The organism is Bacillus cereus group sp. BfR-BA-01379, from assembly GCF_022663605.1.
In the GTDB taxonomy this organism is placed as follows: domain Bacteria; phylum Bacillota; class Bacilli; order Bacillales; family Bacillaceae_G; genus Bacillus_A; species Bacillus_A mobilis.
Genome location: NZ_JAKUFT010000070.1, coordinates 1 through 24,262, shown reverse-complemented (window position 1 = coordinate 24,262; position 24,262 = coordinate 1). Strand labels below are relative to the sequence as shown.

Below are 24,262 nucleotides of genomic sequence, written 5' to 3'. Positions count from 1 at the left end.
TGTACCTTTTTCAATTAATTGAACCATTTTAGATAAACCAGCAGGCGTTAATGCAACGTCTTTTAATTCTTTTTGTTGTTTGTTTAAGTATGCAAGTACTTCACCCATTAACCAGTTTGATGTTAATTTCGCATCAGCACCGTCTGCAACAGTTGCTTCAAAGAAATCAGACATTTCTTTCGTTAATGTTAATACGTGTGCATCATAAGCCGGTAAGCCAATTTCTGCAACGTAGCGAGCTTTACGTGCATCTGGAAGTTCTGGAATCGAAGCACGAATTTCTTCTTTCCACTCATCATCGATGTAAAGTTCAACTAAATCTGGCTCTGGGAAGTAACGGTAATCGTCAGATCCCTCTTTCACACGCATTAAGATTGTTTTCTTCGTTGCTTCATCATAACGACGTGTTTCTTGTTGGATGATACCACCAGATAACAATTCTTTCTCTTGGCGCACTTGCTCGTGCTCAAGACCTTTTTGTACGTAAGTGAATGAGTTTAAGTTTTTCAGTTCCGCTTTTGTACCGAACTTCTCTTGTCCAACAGGACGAAGGGAAATGTTCGCATCACAACGCAAGGAACCTTCTTCCATCTTACAATCAGATACGCCAGTGTATTGAATGATTGATTTTAACTTCTCTAAGTATGCATATGCTTCTTCTGGCGTACGCATATCTGGCTCAGATACGATCTCGATTAAAGGCATACCTTGACGATTGTAGTCTACTAATGAACCATCAGCTGTATGCGTTGATTTACCAGCATCTTCTTCTAAATGAAGACGTGTAATACCGATACGTTTCTTTTTACCGTCTACTTCGATTTCAATCCAACCATTTTCACCGATTGGCTTATCGAATTGAGAAATTTGGTAAGCTTTCGGATTATCTGGGTAGAAATAGTTTTTACGGTCAAACTTCGTTTCCGTTGCGATTTCACAGTTTAATGCCATTGCAGCTTTCATTGCAAAGTTAACTGCTTCTTTATTTAAAGTAGGAAGTACCCCTGGGTATCCTAAGTCAATTACACTTGTTTGTGTATTTGGCTCCGCTCCGAATTCTGTTGGACTCGCAGAGAAAATTTTCGAATTTGTTTTTAACTCAACGTGAACCTCTAAACCAATAATTGTTTCTAAATTCATCTATGCTCGCCTCCTTACAGACTTGCTTTTTTTGTATGATAGTCTGTTGCTTGCTCAAACGCATGTGCAACGCGGTAAATTGTCGCTTCATCGAAGTGTTTACCAATGATTTGTAGACCAAGTGGCATGTTGTTAGCACCAAATCCACATGGAACAGAAATCGCTGGAACACCCGCTAAGTTTACTGGGATTGTTAAAATGTCGTTTGCATACATTGTCATTGGATCATCAACTTTTTCGCCTACTTTAAATGCCGGAGTTGGCGTTGTTGGTCCAATAATAACATCGTAGTTAGCAAATACATTTTCAAAGTCGTTTTTAATTAATGTACGTACTTGTTGTGCTTTCTTGTAGTATGCATCATAGTAACCAGAGCTAAGTGCAAATGTACCAAGCATAATACGACGTTTTACTTCATCACCGAAACCTTCGCTACGTGTGTTTTTGTAAAGGTCTAATAAATTATTTACATTATCAGAACGAACACCGTAACGTACGCCATCAAAGCGTGAAAGGTTAGCAGATGCTTCAGAAGAAGATAATAAGTAATACGTTGCTAGAGCGTATTTAGAGTGTGGAAGAGATACTTCCTCCCAAGTTGCGCCCATACCTTCTAATACTTTTAAAGCAGCTAGTACTGACTCACGAGCTTCTTCGCCAACACCTTCTCCTAAGTATTCTTTCGGTACAGCAATACGTAAACCTTTAACGTCGCCTGTTAAACCAGCTAAGTAGTTTCCTACTTCAACGTTTGCAGAAGTTGCATCCATACGGTCAATACCTGAAATAGCTTGTAATAAGTATGCATTATCTTCTACTGTACGTGTAATCGGTCCGATTTGGTCAAGTGAAGATGCGAATGCAACTAATCCGTAACGAGATACACGTCCGTAAGTTGGTTTTAAACCTACAACGCCGCAATATGCAGCTGGCTGACGGATAGAACCACCCGTATCAGAACCTAGAGAGAATAATACTTCTCCTGCTGCTACAGCTGCTGCAGAACCACCACTAGATCCGCCTGGAACGTAATCTAAGTTCCATGGATTTTTTGTAGCATAGAAACCTGAGTTTTCATTTGAAGAACCCATTGCGAACTCGTCCATATTTAATTTACCGATTGTAACTGTGTCAGCAGCTTTTAGCTTTTGTACAACTGTTGCATCATAAATTGGATCAAAGTTTGCTAACATTTTGCTCGCACAAGTAGTACGAAGACCGTTAGTTACAATGTTATCTTTTACACCAATTGGCATACCGAATAATAAACCATTATCTTCAGCACCAATTTTCGCGTCTAATTCTTTCGCTTTCGCGCGTGCGTTTTCTTCATCTAATGTAAGAAAAGCTTTTACGTTATCTTCAACATCCGCAATACGTTTGTAAGATTCTTCTACTAAATCTGTAACGGAAATTTCTTTGTTGTTTAACTTCTTATGTAACTCTGATACGGAATGATCAAATAATGACATCGAAATTCCCCTCCTCTATTCTAATACTGCTGGAACACGGATTTGATTATCTTTGTGATCCGGTGCATTTTTTAATACTTCTTCAACTGGTAAACCTTTTTCTGGTACATCTTCACGCATAACATTTTTCATCGTTAATACATGAGTTGTTGGCTTTACATCAGTTGTATCTAATTCATTTAACTGTTCTGCAAATGTAACAATTGCATCTAGTTGTTTTTGAAATTTTTCAGCTTCTTGATCAGTAATTGCAAGACGTGCTAAATGTGCTACGTGCTTTACATTCTCAACGGAAATTCTTGACACGGCTAGGCCACCTCCATAATATATCGTTCAATCTACAATACTATTGATGATACCAAATTTTCAGTACTTCAAGCAAGTCAACACACGGCACTTACGGCATTTTTACATAAAAAAAGAAAGGCAAACGCCTTTCTTTACAATTTACTCTTTATCTAACGGTTTATTTTTCGGAAATCTCTCGTTATCTTCTTCATTATCACGAATTGTTTTTTGTAATACAAAACAAGACATCGTTAAAAATAATGTTCCAATTAAATAATATCCTTTTACACTAAGCGTTTCATCTAACGTATAAATTCCAATTAGCATACCTGAAAGCGCGCAAACAAATGAAGTCCATGCTAAAAACGTGAACGCTTGCGTATTACGTCTTCTCATCGTTCTCCCCCTCGTTAGCTGTACATCCATTATAGATAAGTATATTTACCATAATGGATTTTTATCCCACTTTAATGGGCAATAAGACCCCCACCTCAAAATTCAGCGAAAGCAAAGAAGTTAGGTGGGGGATCAACTGCCCATAAAAGTCCGATTGGTTCAACTAATAATCAGTGGGGATGAAGAAAATCCCCACTGATTAAAGTTTCACTTTATGTAAATTCTAGTTTTATATTTATAAATCTATCATAAAACAATACTATTTTAAAGTTAGTTTTCTGTCTAATCTGAAAAAACAGTTAAAAATATTGACATTTATTTCAATTCTGCATAAAATAAAAACAAATATTACGAACCTCGAAATATACGGGAGTGGAATTAATTGTTGCAATACGAACATTTTTTAGACTTACTGCTAGATAACGCCAAGAAACTTTTCTATCCTGAGGAATGGGTAAGCTTAGATTTAACACTTTCTAAAACAGAAGTATTTTGTTTACTTTGGATGGAACGAAATACAGATATTACAATGACAAAAATCGCTGACCTTCTTGATATACCGATGAGTACAACGACAGGTGTTGTAAATCGCCTTGTAAAAAAGGGATATATTGAACGCTACCGTGATGAAAACGACCGACGCATTGTATTAATTCGTTTAACAGAACACGGCGTAATGCTCGTTCAAGAAGTAAAACAAAATGCAGCCCATTACTTTAGCCTAGTGACAGAAGCATTATCAGAAGAAGAAAAAGCATTTTTACTACAAATCTTCCAAAAGATTATGAACCACATTGCTACGTCACAGCAAAAAACAGAAGAAGAGGTTTCTACACCTAAAATGAAAAACATTCCGATTGAATAAAAACCCTACTAGGGTTTTTATTCGAAAAAATATTTCGTAACTCGTAATATCCGATACTCGAAATAAAGGGGATAGAATGATGAGAATTATTTTGTATACAGGTAAAGGCGGAGTAGGAAAAACTAGCATTTCAGCAGCAACAGCACTTCAAAGCGCAAAACAGGGATTAAAAACATTAGTAATGAGCACAGACCCAGCCCATAGTTTAGGAGATTCATTTGGTATAAAGTTATCTTCTGAGCCACTAGAAATTCGTAAAAATTTGTGGGCACAAGAAATTAATACAATTTATGAGATGGAAAAAGGCTGGGGAAAATTACAAAAATATATTACACTACTCTTCACTTCCAAAGCAGCTGATGATATTACAACAGAAGAGTTAACGATGTTTCCTGGTATGGAAGATTTAATTAGCTTACTCCGCGTACTCGATTATTATAAACAAAACACATATGATGTTATTATCATTGATTGTGCTCCAACAGGAGAAACATTAGCAATGCTCAGCTTTCCAGACATGCTTGGCTGGTGGATGGAAAAACTCTTTCCTATTAAAAGAAAAGTTTTAAAAGTTGTTCGCCCTGTAGCTCAACCACTTCTTGGTGTCCCCCTTCCAACCGATGATATTATGGACGAATTAACAAATACACTTGAACAGCTTGGAGAAATGAGAGATATTTTATCAAACCGAGACGTAACAAGTATCCGCATCGTTGTAAATCCCGAAAAAATGGTCATTAAAGAGGCTCAGCGTAGCTTTACGTATTTAAATTTATACGATTATAACGTAGATGCGATTATGATTAACCGCGTCATCCCTAACACTGTCACCGATCCTTATTTTCAAGCATGGAAAGATACGCAAAAGAAATATAAAACATTAATTCAAAATAGTTTTGATCCGCTTCCTATTTATGAAGCTCCAATGTTTGAACAAGAAGTTGTTGGCTTGCCTATGTTAGAACGCGTTGGAGATGCTTTATTTAAAACGGATTATAGTCCTACTGAAGTGAAATTTAACGGCCGTACTCAATATGTAAAAAAAGATGGTGATGAATATATTTTTGTACTATCCATTCCCTTCTCAAACAAAAGTGAACTTTCATTAAATCAAAAAGGTGATGAGCTTATCATTCGTGCTGGTTCTGTTAAGCGGAACATCACATTACCCAAAACGTTAACACACCTTTCTATTCAAGGAGCAAAATTCGAAGATGATGTACTAAACATTCGATTTGGAGGTGTAGTGCATGCGTGAGGAATTACTAAGGAAGATAATTCATACAAAAATAAAAGTCGGTATGAATATATTAGAAGAGTTACCTGCACCAATCCAGCAATCAGCTAAGCAAATGCTGAACATTTTACAAGAGGAGCTAGCTGCTTATCCGAAAGAACAAGAGCATCACGAAGACAATTTGAAAAGTATCGTAATCGAATAACAAAAAAGGACCAGGAAAACTCCTAGTCCATCACTCTACTTAACAAACATTGGATTCTACGTTATACAAAATTGGAAGGTACAGAATTAGGGTTTTGTTTGTTAAGTAGATTATATGTTGAACGAGCTAACAGCGGAGGGGTTCCTACTGTTAATCGTTAAACCCGATAATTATTTTACGATTTTTTCAAGCTCCTCAAGTGAAAGATCTACTGAAATGGAACCATCATTTGTTTCTTTCTTAATTGCATCTGTTACTTCTTTTGAATGATAGAGTTCAATTACCTTTTTCAGTGTTGGATCATCTTTATCTTTCGTACGAGCTGCAAAAATATTAATATATGGCTTCGCATTTTCATTCTTTGGATCTTCTAAGAAAATCGGATCCTTCGCTGGATCTAACCCAGCTTGACCAGCAACACCGTTATTAATAACTGAAGCTGCTACATCTTTTAATACACGAGGTGTTTGCTGTGCGATAACCGGTGTAATTTTTAACTTCTTCGGATTTTCAGCAATGCCGCTTGGATCTCCAAATAAGCCAAAGTCTTTCTTAAGCTTTACTAATCCAGCTGCATCAAGAAGTTTTAATGCACGTGCTTGGTTCGTTGGATCATTTGGAATCGCAATTTCTGAACCATCTGGGATTTCACTTGCTTTCTTATGTTTTTCAGAGTATAAACCCATTGGTGCAATTTGCGTTGTCCCAACAGCTGTAATATCTAACTTATGCTCTTTTTTAAATTGCTCTAAGAAAGCAATATGCTGGAATGAGTTTAGTTCAATATCTCCATCAGCTAACGCTTTATTTGGCGTTGTGTAATCAGAGAACTCAACCAGTTTAATTTTAATTCCTTCTTTTTCAGCTTTTTTCTTTAAAATTTCCCAAGCGTCTCCATCTGTTCCGGTTACACCTACGCGAACTGTTTTCTCTTTCGCTCCTGCCCCCGTGTCCCCACTTGAGCAGCCGCTTAACGCTGAAATTCCTACAATCGCTGATAATGCAAATGCTAAAATTTTCTTCATCTTCTTTTCCCCTCTTCCTTTTTATGATCTGCGTAAAAAGACTTTCGCAAAGTAGTTTCCTAAGTTTTGAGCTACCTGTACGAGAATAATAAGTAAAACGACCGTTACGAACATAACTGATGTATCAAAACGTTGATAACCATATGTCATTGCTAAGTCACCAAGACCGCCACCACCGACAAGCCCAGCAACTGCAGAAAATTCAATTAAACCAACTGTCATAAATGTAACTCCTAAAATCAATGGAGCTAACGCTTCTGGCACAAGGATTTCAAAAACAATTCTAATTGGTGAAGCACCCATCGCTTGAGCCGCTTCAATGACTCCTTTTGGAACTGAAACAAGATTTGTTTCAACCATTCTAGCAATACCGATTGATGCAACTAACGTCATTGGGAAAATCGCTGCTGCTGTTCCAATCGTCGTTCCAATAACGCTTCTTGTTAGTGGACTTAAAGCTACTAAGAAGATAATGAATGGAACCGGACGAATTGTATTAATAATGATATTAAGAATAGAAAAGACCCATTTATTTTCTAAAAAGTTTCCTTTTCTCGTTACATATAAAAGTAAACCTAGAGGTATACCAAGAATTGTAGCGAATATAAGGGTTACAATTACCATTAAGAGGGTATCCCCCGTCGCATCTACAATGCGAGGCCAAAATATACTCCAATCAACTCGCATGAGCTTCTACCTCCTTCAGCTGCACTTGCAGTCTTAGATGTTGTAATGCTTTTTGAATTTCTTTCTGCTCACCTTGCAACTCTACAAGTAGATTTCCAAATAGCACATTTTGAAGTTCAATAATATTTCCGTAAAGCACGTTTACATCGACGTTATAGTTTTTTGCGATATATGATAGTACTGGTTGCCCTGTCTCCTCACCAGTAAATGTTAAGCGATAAATCTGTCCTCCGTTTTGAATTTTCCCTAGAACACTTTCTGGTAAATGATCATTAATAATAGAACGTACAAAGTTTTGAGTCGTCTTTGTTTTCGGTTGTGTGAAAACGTCAAACAGTTTTCCTTCTTCAATAACCTTTCCCTTCTCCATTACAGCTACACGGTGACAAATGTCTTTCACAACGTGCATTTCATGTGTAATAAGAAGAATTGTTACATTGTATTCTCGATTAACTTTCTTTAATAAGTTTAATATCTCTGTCGTTGTTTCTGGATCTAAAGCTGACGTTGCCTCATCACATATAAGAATATCTGGCGATGTTGCAAGTGCTCTAGCAATACCAACACGTTGCTTTTGGCCACCTGATAGTTGCTCTGGATAATAGCTTGCTTTATCTTCTAACCCTACAAACTTCAGCAGTTCATTTACTCTTTCTTTTATCTCATTCTTTGGTACTTTTGCTAACTTTAGTGGATACGCAATATTCCCAAACACTGTTCTTGAATTAAATAAATTAAAACTTTGAAAAATCATCCCGATTCTTTGTCTTAGCTTCCGTAATTCTTTCGTCGATAGTGATGTAATATCTTTATCATCTATTGAAATCGTTCCTGCCGTCGGTCTCTCTAACATATTTACTAAGCGTAACAACGTACTCTTTCCAGCGCCACTAAAACCGATAATGCCAAAAATTTCGCCCTTCTCAACGGATAATGTTACATCATCCACCGCATGAACAGATTGCCCACCTGATTCATATACTTTACTTACGTTCTTAAAAGAAATCATTTTTCCCCCTCCTATATGCTGTAAAAACTTGAAGTAGAGCTTTCGAGGTAAAATAAAAAGTGCTCTCCTTCTTATCAACCATAAAGATAAGAAGGAGAGCACTTATATGTACTCGTTCACATCTTCTCATCTTCCAAGCCTTTCATAGGCTTGCTGGAGTTAGCACGGTATTAAAAAACCCGTTGCTGAGGTATCGTAGGGCCAGTCCCTCCACCTCTCTGGATAAGAATGTATCGATTTAATTGTCGTTTAATTAATTCTCATTATAGAACTCAGAATAATAAGAGTCAATACATTTTTTAGAAAAATATTAATTATTTCTTTATTAAAATTTTCAAATAAAAAATTACAATATAATATTGGTTTTTAAAGTTATGTAAAATTCTCCTCCTTCATATTTTTTAAAAGGAGAATCCTCTCTATAAAGTGAAACTATAATCAGTGGGGGGTTTTGTTCATCCCCCACTGATTATTAGCCCTCACCAATCGGACATTTACGGACAGTTGATCTCCCACCTAACTTCTTTGCTCCAGCCGAATTTTGAGGTGGGAGTTTTACTGCTCGTTAATGTCGGATAAATTGAATACCATTATTTGAATATGAAATCGGAGGAAGATAAATATATGAAAACAGCTCTTTTACTCGTTGATATTCAAAATGACTATTTTCCACATGGAAAAATGGAATTGCGTAATCCAGCAGAAGCAAGCGAATATGCTAGTCAGCTACTACAATTCTTTAGAACGAAAAATGAACCTATTTTTCATATCCAACATGTAGCAATTAAAGATGATGCTACTTTTTTCCTACCCAATACAGAAGGTGTACATATTCATGAGAGCGTACGTCCACTTAGAGAAGAAACCGTTATACTCAAACATTATCCAAATAGTTTTCGCGAAACCGATCTTCTAGAACAATTACAACGTTTAAATATTGAGCACGTCGTCATATGCGGGATGATGACTCATATGTGCATTGATGCTACCGTAAGGGCGGCTTTTGATTTCGGCTTTCCATGTACCGTTATACATGATGCTTGTGCTACAAAAGATCTTTCTTTTAAGAATGCTACGATACCAGCCGTTTATATTCATAACACAATTTTGGCTAGTTTAAATGGAGTATATGCAAATGTAATGAGTACAGAGGAGTTTTTGGCTACAAAAAAACACTCCCTTCAGTGAGCAAAACCGAAAAGAGTGTTTCTTGTCAAACCATAGATTTTCTTTCAAATTGTATTATACAGGAAATCCTTAAAATGAATACTAAAAAATATGACTAATAAGTCAACTTTTCTCGTTGTTTTGTTTCTATTTACATGTTTATCCCGATATGAATAGGGTTTAGCTAGTTCCAATCGCCAAATAGTAATATATGGTAATCAGAACTAGTTTCTCCTATCAAAAACGCAACATATTATTTATCTGTTTGTTTTTGCTTCTTTTTTAAATACTCCGCACGCAAATTTTCAATTTGCTGCTTTTTATCAAATTTGGCAGGCGTCTGTTTTTCATGAAACTTTGCCACAGCTACCTGACTCTTGTAATCCAATTGATATTTTCCCACTTTGTTCACCTACTTTTCTTATCTTTAAAGAGAACCTATCCAACAAATATAATATATCTTATTTACTGAAGTAAACCTTATTAGTTTTTCTACGTATATCTATCTTAATCCACATATGAACACTCCCCCACTTAGCAAAGCTTGAAGTGGGGGTTTCTAACGTTTCGACCTAACGGACGATTAACGTCAGGGGAGTTAACACATTAGCGAGCTGTTTCACGCCTAACCCCTCTATCCCATTTGTCCATGCATTTGGGATTACTTTTCGTAAAATGTTAGCCGCAGCATTTACATCTGCATTAATTAAAGTTTTATTTGCTGAACGATATATGCCGCGCTTTATTCGTTTTCCTGAAAAAGTTGTATTTTGGTCATCTTTTCTATATGTTGGAATGAAGTCGTTATCCAGAAAACTTGCTTTCGATGTATATGATTCTTCAGTTACAACAACTTGGATGCCTACAACATTTGCTTTGTATGTAATCATTTGAATCAGTAAACTATGCGGGAGATGACAAAACGATTGGTTATTTCTTTTTCCCATATTCGTTTCTTGTTTCCAACTTTTGTTTTGACCAATAACGATTTTACAAACTTCTTCTTCTTGGGCTAGTTTTACGATATGGTGACTAACTTTATGGAAGACGTCTTTTATTTTCAAGTAACGTTTTTGATGAAGTTTTTCTATCCTTTTAGAAGTAAAAGGTCCTTCATTCGTTTGTTTTCCATTTCTAAGAATGCTTGTAAAATGACTCTTCATTTTGTTGTAATATTGATTTATGCTTTTGACATGTTTGCCCTTAACAAGGACAGGTTTCATACCTGTGTTTGTTACGATGGTTGCAAGGTTATCAATCCCTAAATCAATACTCATATAACGAGCATTCTCTTCAATCATTTGTTGTTCAGAAGGAACATCAATTACCAATTCCACTACATATTCATTGTATTTTGGAATCACACGAACTTGTTTCAGTTTACCTTCAGTGAAACCTAGTTTCCCAATATTTAATTGCAATTTCGTCTTTGGAAACTTTAAAAATTTACCGTTTTTAATGATGCAATCTTGATTTGTATACAGAATCTCTTTTTCAGAAGAACGAATATACTTTGGAATCCTAGGCATTCCAGCATATTTGTTTGGATTCTTTTTATAGTCTTTTAAACTAGCAAAAAAAGATTTCCAATTTTGGAACAAACCTTTCATGATTGACTGGCTACATTGCGTAGGCAAAGCTCGATAATCATTTTGAACCATAGCCTTAAATAGTGCATCCAGAAAGTTGTAATCTACATAAGGTTTTTCAAAATTAGGTTCTGAAAACAAATTACATGTAATCTCTTTCTGTTCTTCTTTAGGCTTTAATTTCTCTTTTTCCAATTTCTTCTGATAGGCAAGAAGTTGTGTGTCATTCATCTTACCAATATTTTTATGAATATGATCCAGAACTTCTTTTTGCAAAGGCTGCAACTCTTTTTCTTGTGTTAATCCAGTGTACACCTGGCGTATATAAAAGTTTGTAGTGTTGTACATATTCTTAGCGTTATGACAAGATTCTTGAAAATAAGAATACATACGATGCCCTTTTTTAATCCAGATTTGAAGAGTTTTATAGTTTGACGGATTTTCCTTTTTCATTTTATTCACCTCCTTGTTAAGGATATTATAGTAAAAAAGGAACGTACGTTTCTTCTTTTTTCTTGAAAATAAAATATTTCTTTCGATTCACCTCACCACCTTCACTTACGTTTAGAGGTGGGAGTCCTCTCGAAAGGCATGATAGAAAGTTTTTCAAAAAAAGAGATCTTCGCAGACTGCGAAGATCTCTTCTACTATTTCTTATAAAGTTTCAGAAGTAGTTTTTGCTTGCATGTGAAGTGCTAAGTAGTCAGGGCCACCAGCTTTAGAGTCTGTACCAGACATGTTAAAGCCACCGAATGGTTGGTAACCTACGATTGCACCAGTACATCCACGGTTAAAGTATAAGTTACCCACATGGAATTCTTCACGTGCTTTTTCAATATGGTCACGGTTATTAGTAACAACAGCACCTGTTAAACCGTACTCTGTATTGTTTGCAATTGCTAGTGCATGATCAAAGTCTTTTGCTTTACAGAATGCTACTACTGGTCCGAAGATTTCTTCTTTCATTAAGCGAGCATCTTCTGCAACATCAGCAACGATTGTTGGTTGGATGAACCAGCCTTTAGAATCGTCTCCTTCGCCACCTGCTAAAATTCTACCTTCTTCTTTACCAATTGCAACATAGCTCATTACTTTATCGAATGCAGCTTGGTCATTAACAGGACCCATGTTTGTACCTAATACAGCTGGGTTAGCAACTGTTAATTCTTTCGTTAATTCAACAGCACGATTTAATACGTGATCGTATACATCTTCATGGATTACTGCACGAGAACATGCAGAACATTTTTGTCCTGAGAATCCGAATGCCGATGCAACGATAGATTTAGCTGCTAATTCAAGATCTGCTTCTTTATCAACAACGATTGTATCTTTACCACCCATTTCAGCGATAACGCGTTTTAACCAAATTTGGCCTGGGTTTACTTTCGCTGCGCGCTCATAAATACGGATACCTACATCACGAGATCCAGTGAAGCTCACGAAGCGTGTACGAGGGTGATCTACTAAGTAGTCACCAACTTCAGAACCATTACCTGGAACGAAGTTTACTACGCCAGCTGGTAAGCCAGCTTCTTCTAATACTTCCATGAATTTCGCTGCTACTACAGGAGTTGTACTAGCTGGTTTTAGTAATACTGTGTTCCCAGAAACTAAAGCAGCTGTTGTCATACCTGCCATAATTGCGAATGGGAAGTTCCAAGGAGAAATGATAACACCTACTCCTAATGGAATGTAAGAGAAACGATTATATTCAATTGGACGGCTTTCTACTGGAATACCGTCTTTTAATTTTAACATTTGACGACCATAATATTCCATAAAGTCGATTGCTTCTGCTGTATCAGCATCTGCCTCATTCCATGGTTTACCTGCTTCTTTTACAAGAATAGCAGAGAATTCATGTTTTCTGCGACGAACGATTGCTGCAGCACGGAATAAAATGTCTGCACGCATTTCTGGCTTTGATTTTCTCCAAGTTTGGAATGTTTCATCCGCTACTTGCATTGCTTTTTCAGCTAACTCACGGCTTGCTTTTGAAACGCGACCAACAAGTTCCTCTTTATTTGCAGGGTTTACAGAAACAATTTTGTCTTCTGTAGTGATTTTTTCTCCCCCAATAATTAATGGATAGTCTTGTCCAAGATAAGATTCTACTTTCTTTAAACCTTCTTCAAACGCTAATTTGTTAGCCTCCACTGAAAAATCTGTAAATGGCTCATGTTTGTATGCTACTACCATCCTTTTAGCCTCCCCTTAGAAAAACGTTTACATTTTACAACATTATTCTACACGATAATTTAGATTTATTCAAATATTCCTAGACTTATATTTTAAAAATTAATAAATTTTTAAAATATAATAAAAAAAACAGAGTTATACATACGTATAACTCTAAAAAATATGAGTATATTCCAAAATGTTTTTTCCAATCAATAAAATAGTTACTAATAAAAATAAAGTTCTTACATATCCAACACCTTTTTGAACTGCAAACTTTGATCCAAAATAAGCGCCAAAAATCATCGATAACCCCATAATAATACCGTATTCAAAATGAATTACGTCTAAAAATAAAAAAGTAATTAAAGATACGATATTACTAACAAAGTTCAAAAGTTTTCCAGATGCTGCCGCTTGAATAAAATCCAAACCAATTAATAAAAATGCAAAAATTAAAAAGGATCCTGTCCCTGGCCCAAAAAATCCATCGTAAAACCCTATCATTAAAATAACAAAGAAAAATATTAATGTTTTTCTTTTCGTCATCTTCTTATAGGTAGATACACTTCCCCAATCCTTTTTTGCAATAATATAAATAGCAATAAACACCAACATCACAAGCACTAACGGACGTAAAATATCCGGCGGAATAAACTTTACTACTAAAGCACCTGAGACCGCTCCTATAATAGTTAACGGGATTAACTTTCCTACAATTTTAAAATCGACCTTTCCTGATCGAATAAAATAAATTGCACTCGTAAACGTCCCCATCGTTGCCGCTAATTTATTTGTTGCAATTGCCGAAGCTGGTGGTAAACCAACAAACATAAGTGCAGGAAGCGAAATTAATCCTCCACCGCCAACAACTGAATCAATAAAAGCTGCTAAAAAGCCGAATGCAATTAATAAAATAATGACTTGAAAACTTAATTCGTCCATTTGCTTTACCCCTTACCCCCATTATTTATAACATTTTAAATTATAACAAAATTACTCAAGAAAAAAAGCCGTTCCATAAAGGAACAGCCCTCCTATTTAATCTAAAATTTTCACAAACGGTTCATCTTGCTTCGCTTCACGTATAATAATCGCTTCTGGGCTTTCTACAGATTTAATCGTTACTTGTACTTTCATATAATTCGGGAAGTATTCCATAACAAGCCCGGCTACATATTGTGTAAAACCAATTATTTCTGCTTTCCCATTAAACTGGACAGGAATATCAAGCTTTATTTCTCTTAATTCATCGTCTCTATACATACCAGTACCGATAACAGCTGTATAGTCGCCTTGGAAATAATCGCTTAGTTTTGCTTTAAAGTTCGATACTCTCGCAAGGTCTTCACGTTTATTATCTGTTTTCGCTTGTTCAGATGGGAACAAATAATATTTCTCATTAATTTGTTTCCAATCCTCAACCGTTTCACTGCCTTTTTCAACATTCGCATAAGAAACAAAGTTACCTGGCACGAGTGAAGCCTTTGGAGCCTGACGATAAATTGCAAATGTTATTGGAACATTTTTTGTGTCAGCTTTTTTTTCATGCATAAATTTTAAGACTTCTTGCGCCATTTTTTTCCCTTCAGCTAACATTTTTTCTTGCTCAATTTTAGCCTCACGCGGATAACCATGCTCTTCCTCGTAATAATGAACCGAATTCATTGCTAAACCAATTACAATTCCTTGGAGCTCATCTGTTTCGCCTTTTTTCACATAATAATCATGCTCTAAAATATTGGAAATATATATTGGATTTTTTTTATTTTTTGCCTCTAATGATTCAGATCCTCCACCTAACGCTGGATTTAACCCGATATTTGGGAATTTAACTGCATCTTTTTTTAATTTGTCCTCTAGTTCCTTTTGTTCAGCATCTGTACGCTTTCTTTTAACAAGCATCTGCAAATTTTGAGCATCTAGAGCACTTCCACCTTTAAAGAAATGATCTTTCGTACTAAAGGATTCTTTTGCAATACGCATTAATCCTGTTTCAAATTCATCTATATCAAGACGATTACTTACTCCTTGTACAACTAAACCACGTGCAGCTCCTGCTTGAAATGGAATAGTCGCCTTATAATATTCATCCGAAATAGAGTACTTCGGAACGATTGCTTGTTCTTTTGCTTTCCCAGATTTCTCAACCACTTTTTCATCTTTATCGGTACCTGCACTACAACCACTTACAAGTAGACCAAGGCTTAATACCGCTAATGCTATTTTTTTCATGGTAAGTTTGCACCTCTTACTTATTTAGCTCTTGTAAGAACCTCTCTTCATTCCAAACCTCAACATTATGCTTCTCAGCTTGTGCTAATTTCGAACCTGCTGCTTCACCTGCAACAACTAAATCCGTACTTTTACTAACACTTCCTGTTACTTTTCCACCTAATGCCTCAATCTTCTTCTTCGCTTCACTACGCCCCATAACTTCTAATTTACCTGTTAAAACGACAGTTTTTCCTGCGAAGTACGACTCAACATTTTGTAAATCAGCAATTTTTATACCTTTGTATGCCATATTCACGCCATACTCTTTAAATTGTTGTAATAACTCTAATACGTCTTCATTATCAAAATACGTCACGACGGATTGAGCCATTTTTTCACCAATCTCATTAATTGCTTTTAGTTCTTCTTCCGTTGCTTTCACAAGCGCATCCATCGTTTCGAAATGCTCTGCAAATGTACGTGCTGCTTTTGCTCCGACATGGCGGATACCAAGGCCAAATAATAATCGCTCTAATGAGTTTTCTTTAGAATTCTCAATTGCTTGCACTAAATTCGTTGCTGATTTTTCACCGAATCGTTCTAGCTGCAATAATTGCTCTTTCGTCAACGAATATAAATCAGCAAATGTACGAATATAATCCGCATCAAAGAGTTGTGTAATAACACGTTCTCCAAGTCCATCAATATTCATTGCATTTCTCGAAACGAAATGAATTAAACCTTCTCGAATTTGAGCTGGACAAGTTGGATTTATACACCGAAGTGCTACTTCTTCTTCTAAACGAACTAGTTCACTCTCACATGCTGGACAATGCGTTGGCATATGATATTCTTCTTCCTCACCAGTACGCTTATCGAAAATAACGTTCACAACTTCAGGAATAATATCCCCGGCCTTCTTCACTACAACATAGTCACCAATTCGAATGTCCTTTTCACGAATTAAATCTTCGTTATGTAAAGAAGCACGACGAACGATAGTACCAGCCACTCGCACTGGCTCTAGCTCTGCTGTCGGTGTTACAACCCCTGTACGACCAACACTTAATTCAATGCCTGTTAATCTTGTTACAACCTCTTCAGCCGGGAATTTATAAGCAATTGCCCATCTTGGACTCTTTGCTGTAGTTCCTAAACTTTCTTGAAGAGCAACATTATCTACTTTTATAACGATTCCATCAATCTCATAATCAAGATGCGGGCGTTTTTCTTGCCATTCTTCTACATAAGCTATAACTTCTTCGATTGTTTCACATGTACGACGATTTGGATTTGTTTTGAATCCAAGTTCACCTAAGAAATCAAGCGATTCACTATGTGATGGAATTGTTTTTTCTTCTACATTCGCAAGACCGTACACAAACATAGATAAGTTACGCTTCGCTGCAATTTTTGGATCAAGTTGGCGTATTGAACCTGCCGCCGCATTACGCGGATTCGCAAATACATCTTCACCATTTTGTTCTTTTTCTTCATTTAACTTAACGAATGAACGCTTCGGCATATAAGCTTCGCCTCGTGCTTCTAACGTTACTTCTTCATTTAAACGGAGCGGGATCGCTTTAATCGTTTTTAAATTTTGAGTAATATCTTCACCTGTTACACCATCACCACGTGTTGCCCCTTGAATGAAGCGTCCTTTTTCATAATGAAGTGAAACAGCAAGTCCGTCAATTTTTAATTCGCATATATATCTTACATTCGCATCATCAATTCCTTGGCGTACTCTTCGGTCGAAATCACGTAAATCTCCTTCGTTAAATGCATTTCCTAAACTTAACATCGGTGACTTATGTGTTACTTTTTCAAATATATCAAGAACAGTCCCCCCAACGCGAATGGAGGGAGAGTCTTCGCTCATAAACTCTGGATTCTCTGCTTCTAATTTTATAAGCTCCTGCATATTACGGTCATACTCCGCATCAGAAACAGAAGGATTGTCTAATACGTGATACTGATAGTTAAATGTATTTAACAAATCACGCAGTTCTTCTATACGTTGTTTTGCTATCTCTTTTGACATATCCTCATTCCTTTCCTATTGTTTCGTCACAGGTGCAAATTTTGCTAACAAACGTTTAACACCAATTGGGCTTGGGAACGCAATATCTAATTCTTTTGCATCACCTTCACCTTTTACACTGACAACCGTACCGACTCCCCATTTTTGGTGGGAAGCTTTATCTCCTACTGCCCAGCCGATTTGCTCGCCACCTGTCGTCTTAGCTGCAGGACTCGCGAAAGCTGAACGAGAGCGTGTTGTAGTTGTCATTGTCGTTCTGCTGCTACTAGCCGTTCTGCCTTTTGCACCAAACGAAGTTTCACGCTTCGGCGCTGTTTCATTTAACGATTCTACTAGCTCTGCCGGGATTTCTGTAATAAATCGCGATGCGGCATTCATACTTGTTCGACCAAATAAAGTACGCATTTGTGCATTGGATAAATATAACTCTTCTTCTGCACGAGTAATACCTACATAAGCAAGGCGACGCTCTTCTTGCATTTCATCTTCTTCCATTAGAGAACGAGTATGCGGGAATATTCCTTCCTCTAACCCTACAATAAAGACAACTGGGAACTCTAACCCTTTCGCTGAGTGCATCGTCATTAAAATAACTTCCTCACCAGCAGTTGGATCTTCATCGACACGATCAATATCAGCAACAAGCGCTAAGTCTGTTAAGAATGCAACAAGGCTCTTATCTTCGCTTTGAGATTCAAATGTTTGCGTAACAGATAAAAACTCATCTAAGTTCTCTAAACGACCTTCCGCTTCTAAAGTACGCTCGTTTTTCAACATATCGCGATAGCCTGTTTTTTCAATAACTTCTTCTACCAATTCCGTAACAGATAAATACTCTTGCATATTTACCCAGTTGTGTAATAAACCTGCGAATTCTTTTACTGCCTTTGTGATTTTTGCACTTACTCCAACATGCTCAATCTCATCGAATACAGCAGTTAATGAAATTCCATTTTGTACACCGTAATTAATAATTTTATCGATAGAAGTCGCACCAATTCCACGCTTTGGCATGTTAATAATACGTGCGAAACTAATCTCATCATCTGGATTCCCAATTAAACGTAAATACGCCAAAATGTCTTTAATCTCTTTACGATCGTAGAACTTTGTACCGCCGACAATCTTGTAAGGAATATTAGATTTCAGGAAAATCTCCTCGACCATACGAGACTGCGCATTTGTACGATATAACACTGCAAAATCAGTATATTTTCGTTTTCCCATTTGAATATCGTCACGAATTTTTTTCGCAACAAAATATGCTTCGTCTTTTTCCGTTGCAGCACGGTAATATGAGATTTTGCTTCCAACTTGATTGTCTGTCCATAATTTTTTCGGTTTACGGTTTGAATTTTTTTCAATAACAGCATTCGCTGCATTTAAAATATTTTGTGACGAACGATAGTTTTGTTCTAACAGAATAACTTGCGCATTCTCATAGTCTTTTTCAAATGACAAAATGTTAGAAATGTCAGCCCCGCGCCAGCGGTAAATAGACTGATCTGAGTCACCTACGACGCATAAATTTTTAAAACGTGCTGCTAAATGTTTAACAAGAAGGTACTGCGCCTTGTTCGTATCTTGATACTCATCCACGTGAATGTATTGGAACTTGCGCTGATAAAACTCTAGTACTTCTGGAACACGTTCAAATAACTGAATCGTTGTCATAATTAAATCATCAAAGTCTAATGAGTTATTTTTCAGAAGACGTTTTTGATATTCTGTATATACATCGCTCGTTAATTTTTCATATGGATCAGCGATTGTAATTTTTTTCGCATATTTATCTGCAGATAACAATTCATTTTTCGCATTACTAATACCCGCTAAAATAGAGCGCGGCTCAAATTTCTTCGGATCAATATTGCGCTCTTTCATGATTTTCTTCACAACCGTTAACTGATCGCCTGAATCTAAGATTGTAAAGTTACGATTAATACCAATACGATCGATATCACGTCGTAAAATACGTACACACATAGAGTGGAACGTAGAAATCCAAATATCTTCTGCTTCTGGCCCGACAAGTGTATCAATACGCTCGCGCATTTCACGAGCCGCTTTATTTGTAAAGGTAATAGCTAGTACATTCCATGGCGCTATACCTTTTTCACCAAGTAAATACGCAATACGATGTGTTAACACACGTGTTTTACCACTACCTGCACCTGCCATTAATAGAAGTGGTCCGTTCGTTGTTTGTACTGCTTTTTGTTGCTGCGGATTTAAACCATTTAATAACCTGTCTGTCTTACTCATATACGCCTGCACCTACTCTCCTTTTACTGCTTTAACCGTTTTTAACGCTGCTTTTATATCATCATAAATAATATTTCCAACAACTACTGTATCAGCATACTGCGCCATTTCTTTCGCTTGTTCTGCATTAGAAATACCGCCTCCGTAATACAACTTAGCTTGTTTTAATTCTGATTTTACATTTTTAACAAGTTCAACATCTCCATACGTACCGCTATATTCTAAATAAAATATCGGTAAACGTAATAGCTTGTCTGCTAAACGCGCGTATGCAATCACATCATCTTCTGTTACATCACATTTCGCATCTGTAAGCTGGGCTACTTTCGCTTCAGGATTTAAAACACAATACCCTTCCATGAAAATTTCGTCCCAATCCATAATATCCCCAAATTCTTTCAAAGCCTCATGATGAACGCCTGTTACCCATTCTACTTTTCGGCTATTTAAAACGCTTGGGATATAATAAAAATCAAATCCTGGTGTAATTGCTTCCACATCAGAAACCTCTAACACACAAGGAACTGCATATCTACGAATGCTAACTAGCATGTGCAGTACATTATCAATTGTCACTCCATCACTTCCGCCTACAATAACAGCATCTGTTCCAGACTCACAAATCATTTCTAAATGTTCGTCACTTAGCTCCTTATTTGGATCAAGCTTAAATACATGTTTCCACCCGGAAATATCGTACATGAAAACACCCTTTCTTTTCTCTATTTATATATTTCTGTTCAAAATAACAGTTTATTTTCATTAGGATTTTTTAACTTCATCTTAAATATTTGTTTAAAACGGAGAATTAAGTTTGGAATTCCCTCTTCCACATTTTTTCAAACTAGAGGATTTAATTTTGAACTTCCTTTTATGCATTCTTTCATTATAACAAAAAAAGCTACTTACACACACGCACATTCCAACATCTTTTTCAACGTCAAATGTTGGATTACATATCCCAAAAATCACACGGGATACTAATAAGAGAAATAGTATTATCTATTTCAACTTTCATAAAAAGGAGTGTTTTTCTAATGAAACAAAACATCGGTACAATAAATGCCCTAATTCGAATTACACTCGGACTTATCCTCTTCGGCTATAGTAGCGCTAAACTTGTACGCAAGCCGTGGTGCACTTGGTCTAACGTCTTGCTATGGATTGGTGCAATGAAAATTGCGGAGGGAATTGTTCGTTTCTGTCCTGTTGTTGAAATGTGGAAATTCGGAAAATACATGAATATGGGGGCATTTAAAATGCCTAGCATGAATTTTACTGAAAAGGGACATGCTAAAGAAGAAGTGAATCAAACTTCCAATCACGACAAACCACGGTCAAACGGAAGTTTTGACGCTTCTGACAAAGAGATTGAGTCAGCGATTGAAGATATAATCCTGGCAAAACCGCTTTGAATCATTTGTCACGATGCAAGATGCTCTCAAAGAGACTTAGCTGCTGCAGTGGGCGGTTAAGTCTTCTTTATTTTACCATAAAACAGAACGTACATTCTTGTTTTAAACCTTAAAATATACATAAGAGGTACCCAATCAATAAAATTCAGAAAATTAGGTGTAAACCCCTTGCTTAAAATGATATAAAAGTGATATCATTTTTATATCAGGAGGCGATCATATGAAAGAAAAACAAGTATTTTATGTTAATGGTTTTCTTGGGATTATTGGAATTTTGATTTTAGCCGCTATCGGTGTATTTTTCCTTATACAAGAAATTTTCATAGGAGCAGCATTAACTATTATTTTAGCCGCAGTTCTTGCTACAGGTATTGGTATTGTTCAACCAAACCAAGCGAAGGTCATTACATTTTTCGGTAATTACTTAGGAACAATTCGTCAAAATGGTTTATTTTTAACGATTCCGTTCGCATTCCGTCAAACTGTATCGTTACGTGTTGAAAACTTTAATAGTAAGAAATTAAAAGTAAATGATGTTGAGGGAAATCCAATTGAAATTGCAGCCGTTATCGTATATAAAGTTGTTGATTCTGCAAAAGCAATGTTCGGTGTTGAACATTACGATCGATTTGTAGAAATTCAAAGTGAAACAGCAATCCGCCACGTTGCAACAAAATATCCTTATGACAATTTCCAAGATGAAACTTGCATCACGTTACGCGGAAATACGGAAGAAATCTCTGAAGAATTAAAACGTGAATTAGAAGCGCGCCTTGAAATTGCTGGCGTAGAAGTATTAGAAACTCGTTTAACACATTTAGCTTACGCAACAGAAATTGCCCATGCAATGCTCCAACGTCAACAAGCAAAAGCAGTATTAGCTGCTAGAAAAGAGATTGTTGAAGGTGCTGTGAAGATGGCAAAAGATTCAATCCATATGTTAGATGAGGAAGGCGTACTGGAACTCGATGACGAGCGTAAAGCAAATATGGTGAACAATTTATTAGTTGCCATCGTTTCAGATAAAGGTGCGCAACCAGTTATTAATACAGGAAGCCTATACTAAAAGGTTGTAAATCATTATGGCTAAAAAGAAAAGCTTTCCATTACGTATTGATCCTGAATTACACGCTGTCATCGAAAAATGGGCGAATGATGAGTTTCGTAGCGTCAATGCACACATCGAATATTTGCTTCGAGAAATGGCAAAGCAAAAAGGAAAATTAAAAAAAGATAAAGATGCATAAAAAATCCCGCTGAGAAATCAGCGGGATTTTTACATATTAGCTCCTCGTCATCTCATGCCCAATTGCACGATATCCTATATCACTTCGGTAAAATAGACCATCACTCTCAATTTTGCCGATTTCTTTATACACCTTATCTTTCGCTTCTTGTAAAGTATTTGCCTTACAAGCCACAAATAGTACACGACCACCGTTTGTTACAAAGTCACCATGCTTCATCGCTGTACCTGAATGGAAAACAATTACACCTTGCAATGTGTCTAATCCGTTAATAATGTCACCTTTTTTATATACTTCTGGATATCCTTTCGAAGCAAGTACAACACCAATTACGGCTTCCTCTGACCATTGTAATGTTAACTCACTTTCATCTAATATAGCGTTACATACATCAACTAAATCATTTTCTAAGCGAGGTAATACTACTTCTGTTTCAGGATCGCCAAAGCGGGCATTAAATTCAATTACCTTTGGGCCATCATTTGTTAAAATAAGTCCCGCATATAAAATCCCTGTAAATGAACGTTTTTCTGCAATCATCGCTTTAGCAGTTGGATGTAATACCGTGTTTATCGCCTCTTGAACTGCTGATTCTGGAATTTGTGGTACTGGAGAGTACGCGCCCATTCCGCCTGTATTTGGACCTTTATCACCATCAAAAGCACGTTTATGATCTTGCGCAATTGCCATCGGATGCACAGTTGTCCCATTCACAAATGCCATTAATGAAAATTCTTGTCCATCTAAAAACTCTTCAATAACAACCTTCTTACTTGCTTCGCCGAACTTTACATCTTGTAGCATTTCTTTCACAGCCTGTAATGCCTCTTCAAGTGTCATTGCTACTGTTACACCTTTACCAGCAGCTAATCCATCTGCCTTAATAACAATCGGTGCACCAACTTTTTGAATGTATTGTACCGCTTCTTCATAATCTGTAAAAGTTTCATATGCCGCAGTTGGAATATCATACTTTTTCATCAATTCTTTCGTAAAAGCCTTACTACCTTCAATAACAGCAGCCGCCTTATTTGGACCAAATACACGAAGTCCCTCTTCTTTAAAACGATCAACAATTCCATTCATTAGTGGAATTTCTGGTCCAACGAAAGTTAACTCAACCTTATTCTCTTTGGCAAATAGAACTAATGCATCAAAATCATTTTCATCAATATCAACTGGTGTTGCAACATCGCGCATACCTTCATTACCCGGTGCTACATATACCTTTTCCACTTTTGCAGATTGTGCAAACTTCCAAGCTAAAGCATGCTCACGCCCACCGCGTCCGATTACTAAAACATTCATATTTCATCCCCCAATACTTAAATAAGTACAAACTAGAAGCTATGCTCCTAGTTTGTTTTCATATCAATAAAAGTTTAAAAAAGAGAATCAAGAACAACGACGACATGCGACAGTTATCTTGACCGGACCTTTTAAACATCCTCTACTAGTGTTTGAAATGACGTACGCCAGTGAAAACCATCGCAATCCCATACGCATCTGCCATCTTAATAGAATCTTCATCACGGATTGATCCGCCTGGCTGAATGATTGCCGTAATTCCTGCTTTTGCTGCTTCTTCTACTGTATCTGGCATTGGGAAGAAAGCATCAGATGCAAGTGCGCTACCTTGTGCTTTTTCGCCAGCTTGTGTAATTGCGATTTTTGCAGAACCTACACGGTTCATCTGTCCCGCGCCTACACCAACTGTCATGTTATCATTCGCTAAAACAATTGCATTTGATTTCACATGTTTTACAACTTTCCAAGCTAGTTTTAAATCTTTCCACTCTTGCTCTGACGGTTC

At 36.6% G+C, this 24,262-nt stretch carries 23 protein-coding genes, 1 pseudogene and 1 riboswitch; of the genes and pseudogenes, 7 read left to right on the top strand and 17 right to left on the bottom strand.

The features are described 5' to 3' along the window. The 4 genes from gatB to MR113_RS21605 form a co-directional block, all read right to left on the bottom strand. The coding region (gene gatB, locus MR113_RS21620) for an Asp-tRNA(Asn)/Glu-tRNA(Gln) amidotransferase subunit GatB (protein WP_242256763.1) at window positions 1-1,140 on the bottom strand (1,140 nt) is incomplete at its 3' end. A 14-nt stretch (window positions 1,141-1,154) separates the two neighbouring features. Next, entirely contained in the window at window positions 1,155-2,612 is a 1,458-nt protein-coding gene (gene gatA, locus MR113_RS21615) for an Asp-tRNA(Asn)/Glu-tRNA(Gln) amidotransferase subunit GatA (protein WP_000051449.1), read from the bottom strand. 15 nt (window positions 2,613-2,627) lie between these two features. After that, window positions 2,628-2,918: an Asp-tRNA(Asn)/Glu-tRNA(Gln) amidotransferase subunit GatC gene (gene gatC / locus MR113_RS21610; RefSeq protein ID WP_000086999.1), complete on the bottom strand. Its 291-nt coding sequence runs from the start codon at window positions 2,916-2,918 to the stop codon at window positions 2,628-2,630. Between the two features lie 141 nt (window positions 2,919-3,059). After that, window positions 3,060-3,296 (bottom strand): YiaA/YiaB family inner membrane protein, encoded by a 237-nt coding sequence (locus tag MR113_RS21605; RefSeq protein WP_001254393.1) that lies wholly within the window; start codon window positions 3,294-3,296, stop codon window positions 3,060-3,062. A gap of 382 nt (window positions 3,297-3,678) precedes the next feature. On the opposite strand from MR113_RS21605, the gene MR113_RS21600 reads away from it, so the two are divergent. The 3 genes from MR113_RS21600 to MR113_RS21590 all read left to right on the top strand — a co-directional run bounded on the left by MR113_RS21600 (window position 3,679) and on the right by MR113_RS21590 (window position 5,603). Next, window positions 3,679-4,161 carry a MarR family winged helix-turn-helix transcriptional regulator gene (locus MR113_RS21600; RefSeq protein ID WP_242256761.1) on the top strand — a complete coding sequence of 161 codons (483 nt, stop codon included), beginning with the start codon at window positions 3,679-3,681 and terminating at the stop codon, window positions 4,159-4,161. Between the two features lie 76 nt (window positions 4,162-4,237). After that, on the top strand, window positions 4,238-5,419 hold the full coding sequence (locus tag MR113_RS21595) for an ArsA family ATPase (protein ID WP_242256759.1): 1,182 nt from the start codon (window positions 4,238-4,240) through the stop codon (window positions 5,417-5,419). Next, window positions 5,412-5,603: a DUF3926 domain-containing protein gene (locus MR113_RS21590; RefSeq protein ID WP_242256757.1), complete on the top strand. Its 192-nt coding sequence runs from the start codon at window positions 5,412-5,414 to the stop codon at window positions 5,601-5,603. Before MR113_RS21595 ends, MR113_RS21590 begins: the two co-directional genes overlap by 8 nt. A gap of 170 nt (window positions 5,604-5,773) precedes the next feature. Here MR113_RS21590 and MR113_RS21585 read toward each other — a convergent pair whose 3' ends face one another. Genes MR113_RS21585 through MR113_RS21575 form a run of 3 tightly spaced genes read right to left on the bottom strand, consistent with a single transcriptional unit; the run spans window position 5,774 to window position 8,324 of the window. Beyond that, on the bottom strand, window positions 5,774-6,628 hold the full coding sequence (locus MR113_RS21585; RefSeq protein WP_242243089.1) for a MetQ/NlpA family ABC transporter substrate-binding protein: 855 nt from the start codon (window positions 6,626-6,628) through the stop codon (window positions 5,774-5,776). Between the two features lie 21 nt (window positions 6,629-6,649). Continuing rightward, window positions 6,650-7,315, bottom strand: a complete 666-nt coding sequence (locus MR113_RS21580; protein ID WP_001261881.1) for a methionine ABC transporter permease — start codon at window positions 7,313-7,315, stop codon at window positions 6,650-6,652. Continuing rightward, window positions 7,305-8,324: a methionine ABC transporter ATP-binding protein gene (locus MR113_RS21575; RefSeq protein ID WP_242256755.1), complete on the bottom strand. Its 1,020-nt coding sequence runs from the start codon at window positions 8,322-8,324 to the stop codon at window positions 7,305-7,307. Before MR113_RS21575 ends, MR113_RS21580 begins: the two co-directional genes overlap by 11 nt. 123 nt (window positions 8,325-8,447) lie before the next feature. After that, window positions 8,448-8,553, bottom strand: a riboswitch (SAM riboswitch). Between the two features lie 395 nt (window positions 8,554-8,948). Here MR113_RS21575 and MR113_RS21570 point away from each other — a divergent pair. Continuing rightward, window positions 8,949-9,512: a cysteine hydrolase family protein gene (locus MR113_RS21570; RefSeq protein ID WP_242256753.1), complete on the top strand. Its 564-nt coding sequence runs from the start codon at window positions 8,949-8,951 to the stop codon at window positions 9,510-9,512. 232 nt (window positions 9,513-9,744) lie between these two features. Here MR113_RS21570 and MR113_RS21565 read toward each other — a convergent pair whose 3' ends face one another. The 8 genes from MR113_RS21565 to pcrB form a co-directional block, all read right to left on the bottom strand. Beyond that, a complete protein-coding gene (locus MR113_RS21565) occupies window positions 9,745-9,894 on the bottom strand; it encodes a hypothetical protein (protein WP_000521652.1) in 150 nt (49 codons plus the stop codon). Window positions 9,895-10,063: 169 nt separating this feature from the next. After that, on the bottom strand, window positions 10,064-11,533 hold the full coding sequence (locus tag MR113_RS21560; RefSeq protein WP_242256752.1) for an RNA-guided endonuclease InsQ/TnpB family protein: 1,470 nt from the start codon (window positions 11,531-11,533) through the stop codon (window positions 10,064-10,066). Window positions 11,534-11,734: 201 nt separating this feature from the next. Then, the gene (pruA, locus tag MR113_RS21555; RefSeq protein WP_000259556.1) at window positions 11,735-13,282 is read right to left on the bottom strand and encodes an L-glutamate gamma-semialdehyde dehydrogenase; all 1,548 of its coding nucleotides are present in this window, start codon (window positions 13,280-13,282) and stop codon (window positions 11,735-11,737) included. A gap of 153 nt (window positions 13,283-13,435) precedes the next feature. Continuing rightward, the gene (locus MR113_RS21550; RefSeq protein ID WP_242256750.1) at window positions 13,436-14,206 is read right to left on the bottom strand and encodes a TSUP family transporter; all 771 of its coding nucleotides are present in this window, start codon (window positions 14,204-14,206) and stop codon (window positions 13,436-13,438) included. A gap of 96 nt (window positions 14,207-14,302) precedes the next feature. After that, complete coding sequence (locus tag MR113_RS21545; protein WP_242256748.1) at window positions 14,303-15,496, bottom strand: CamS family sex pheromone protein; 1,194 nt, start codon at window positions 15,494-15,496, stop codon at window positions 14,303-14,305. Between the two features lie 16 nt (window positions 15,497-15,512). Then, on the bottom strand, window positions 15,513-17,522 hold the full coding sequence (ligA, locus tag MR113_RS21540; RefSeq protein WP_242256745.1) for an NAD-dependent DNA ligase LigA: 2,010 nt from the start codon (window positions 17,520-17,522) through the stop codon (window positions 15,513-15,515). A 15-nt stretch (window positions 17,523-17,537) separates the two neighbouring features. Further along, window positions 17,538-19,787 (bottom strand): DNA helicase PcrA, encoded by a 2,250-nt coding sequence (gene pcrA / locus MR113_RS21535; protein ID WP_242256743.1) that lies wholly within the window; start codon window positions 19,785-19,787, stop codon window positions 17,538-17,540. Window positions 19,788-19,799: 12 nt separating this feature from the next. After that, complete coding sequence (pcrB, locus tag MR113_RS21530) at window positions 19,800-20,489, bottom strand: heptaprenylglyceryl phosphate synthase (RefSeq protein ID WP_242256741.1); 690 nt, start codon at window positions 20,487-20,489, stop codon at window positions 19,800-19,802. A 335-nt stretch (window positions 20,490-20,824) separates the two neighbouring features. Here pcrB and MR113_RS21525 point away from each other — a divergent pair, with 335 nt between their 5' ends. The 3 genes from MR113_RS21525 (at window position 20,825) to MR113_RS21515 (ending at window position 22,449) form a co-directional block, all read left to right on the top strand. After that, window positions 20,825-21,202 carry a YgaP family membrane protein gene (locus MR113_RS21525; RefSeq protein WP_242256739.1) on the top strand — a complete coding sequence of 126 codons (378 nt, stop codon included), beginning with the start codon at window positions 20,825-20,827 and terminating at the stop codon, window positions 21,200-21,202. A 220-nt stretch (window positions 21,203-21,422) separates the two neighbouring features. Then, window positions 21,423-22,268: an SPFH domain-containing protein gene (locus MR113_RS21520; RefSeq protein WP_000660678.1), complete on the top strand. Its 846-nt coding sequence runs from the start codon at window positions 21,423-21,425 to the stop codon at window positions 22,266-22,268. Between the two features lie 16 nt (window positions 22,269-22,284). Next, entirely contained in the window at window positions 22,285-22,449 is a 165-nt protein-coding gene (locus MR113_RS21515) for a type II toxin-antitoxin system antitoxin (protein ID WP_001085171.1), read from the top strand. A gap of 36 nt (window positions 22,450-22,485) precedes the next feature. On the opposite strand, the gene purD is transcribed toward MR113_RS21515, so the two are convergent. Further along, window positions 22,486-23,757, bottom strand: a complete 1,272-nt coding sequence (purD, locus tag MR113_RS21510) for a phosphoribosylamine--glycine ligase (RefSeq protein ID WP_242256735.1) — start codon at window positions 23,755-23,757, stop codon at window positions 22,486-22,488. 145 nt (window positions 23,758-23,902) lie between these two features. Next, window positions 23,903-24,262: pseudogene (gene purH, locus MR113_RS21505) on the bottom strand (bifunctional phosphoribosylaminoimidazolecarboxamide formyltransferase/IMP cyclohydrolase); the annotation flags it as partial.

Bases quoted from the DNA above. Each gene is read 5' to 3' on its own strand.
- gatA (WP_000051449.1), bottom strand. From the start codon at position 2,612: ATGTCATTATTTGATCATTCCGTATCAGAGTTACATAAGAAGTTAAAC.
- MR113_RS21605 (WP_001254393.1), bottom strand. From the start codon at position 3,296: ATGAGAAGACGTAATACGCAAGCGTTCACGTTTTTAGCATGGACTTCA.
- MR113_RS21595 (WP_242256759.1), top strand. From the start codon at position 4,238: ATGATGAGAATTATTTTGTATACAGGTAAAGGCGGAGTAGGAAAAACT.
- MR113_RS21590 (WP_242256757.1), top strand. From the start codon at position 5,412: ATGCGTGAGGAATTACTAAGGAAGATAATTCATACAAAAATAAAAGTC.
- MR113_RS21585 (WP_242243089.1), bottom strand. From the start codon at position 6,628: ATGAAGAAAATTTTAGCATTTGCATTATCAGCGATTGTAGGAATTTCA.
- MR113_RS21580 (WP_001261881.1), bottom strand. From the start codon at position 7,315: ATGCGAGTTGATTGGAGTATATTTTGGCCTCGCATTGTAGATGCGACG.
- MR113_RS21575 (WP_242256755.1), bottom strand. From the start codon at position 8,324: ATGATTTCTTTTAAGAACGTAAGTAAAGTATATGAATCAGGTGGGCAA.
- MR113_RS21570 (WP_242256753.1), top strand. From the start codon at position 8,949: ATGAAAACAGCTCTTTTACTCGTTGATATTCAAAATGACTATTTTCCA.
- MR113_RS21560 (WP_242256752.1), bottom strand. From the start codon at position 11,533: ATGAAAAAGGAAAATCCGTCAAACTATAAAACTCTTCAAATCTGGATT.
- pruA (WP_000259556.1), bottom strand. From the start codon at position 13,282: ATGGTAGTAGCATACAAACATGAGCCATTTACAGATTTTTCAGTGGAG.
- MR113_RS21550 (WP_242256750.1), bottom strand. From the start codon at position 14,206: ATGGACGAATTAAGTTTTCAAGTCATTATTTTATTAATTGCATTCGGC.
- MR113_RS21545 (WP_242256748.1), bottom strand. From the start codon at position 15,496: ATGAAAAAAATAGCATTAGCGGTATTAAGCCTTGGTCTACTTGTAAGT.
- ligA (WP_242256745.1), bottom strand. From the start codon at position 17,522: ATGTCAAAAGAGATAGCAAAACAACGTATAGAAGAACTGCGTGATTTG.
- pcrA (WP_242256743.1), bottom strand. From the start codon at position 19,787: ATGAGTAAGACAGACAGGTTATTAAATGGTTTAAATCCGCAGCAACAA.
- pcrB (WP_242256741.1), bottom strand. From the start codon at position 20,489: ATGTACGATATTTCCGGGTGGAAACATGTATTTAAGCTTGATCCAAAT.
- MR113_RS21525 (WP_242256739.1), top strand. From the start codon at position 20,825: ATGAAACAAAACATCGGTACAATAAATGCCCTAATTCGAATTACACTC.
- MR113_RS21520 (WP_000660678.1), top strand. From the start codon at position 21,423: ATGAAAGAAAAACAAGTATTTTATGTTAATGGTTTTCTTGGGATTATT.
- MR113_RS21515 (WP_001085171.1), top strand. From the start codon at position 22,285: ATGGCTAAAAAGAAAAGCTTTCCATTACGTATTGATCCTGAATTACAC.
- purD (WP_242256735.1), bottom strand. From the start codon at position 23,757: ATGAATGTTTTAGTAATCGGACGCGGTGGGCGTGAGCATGCTTTAGCT.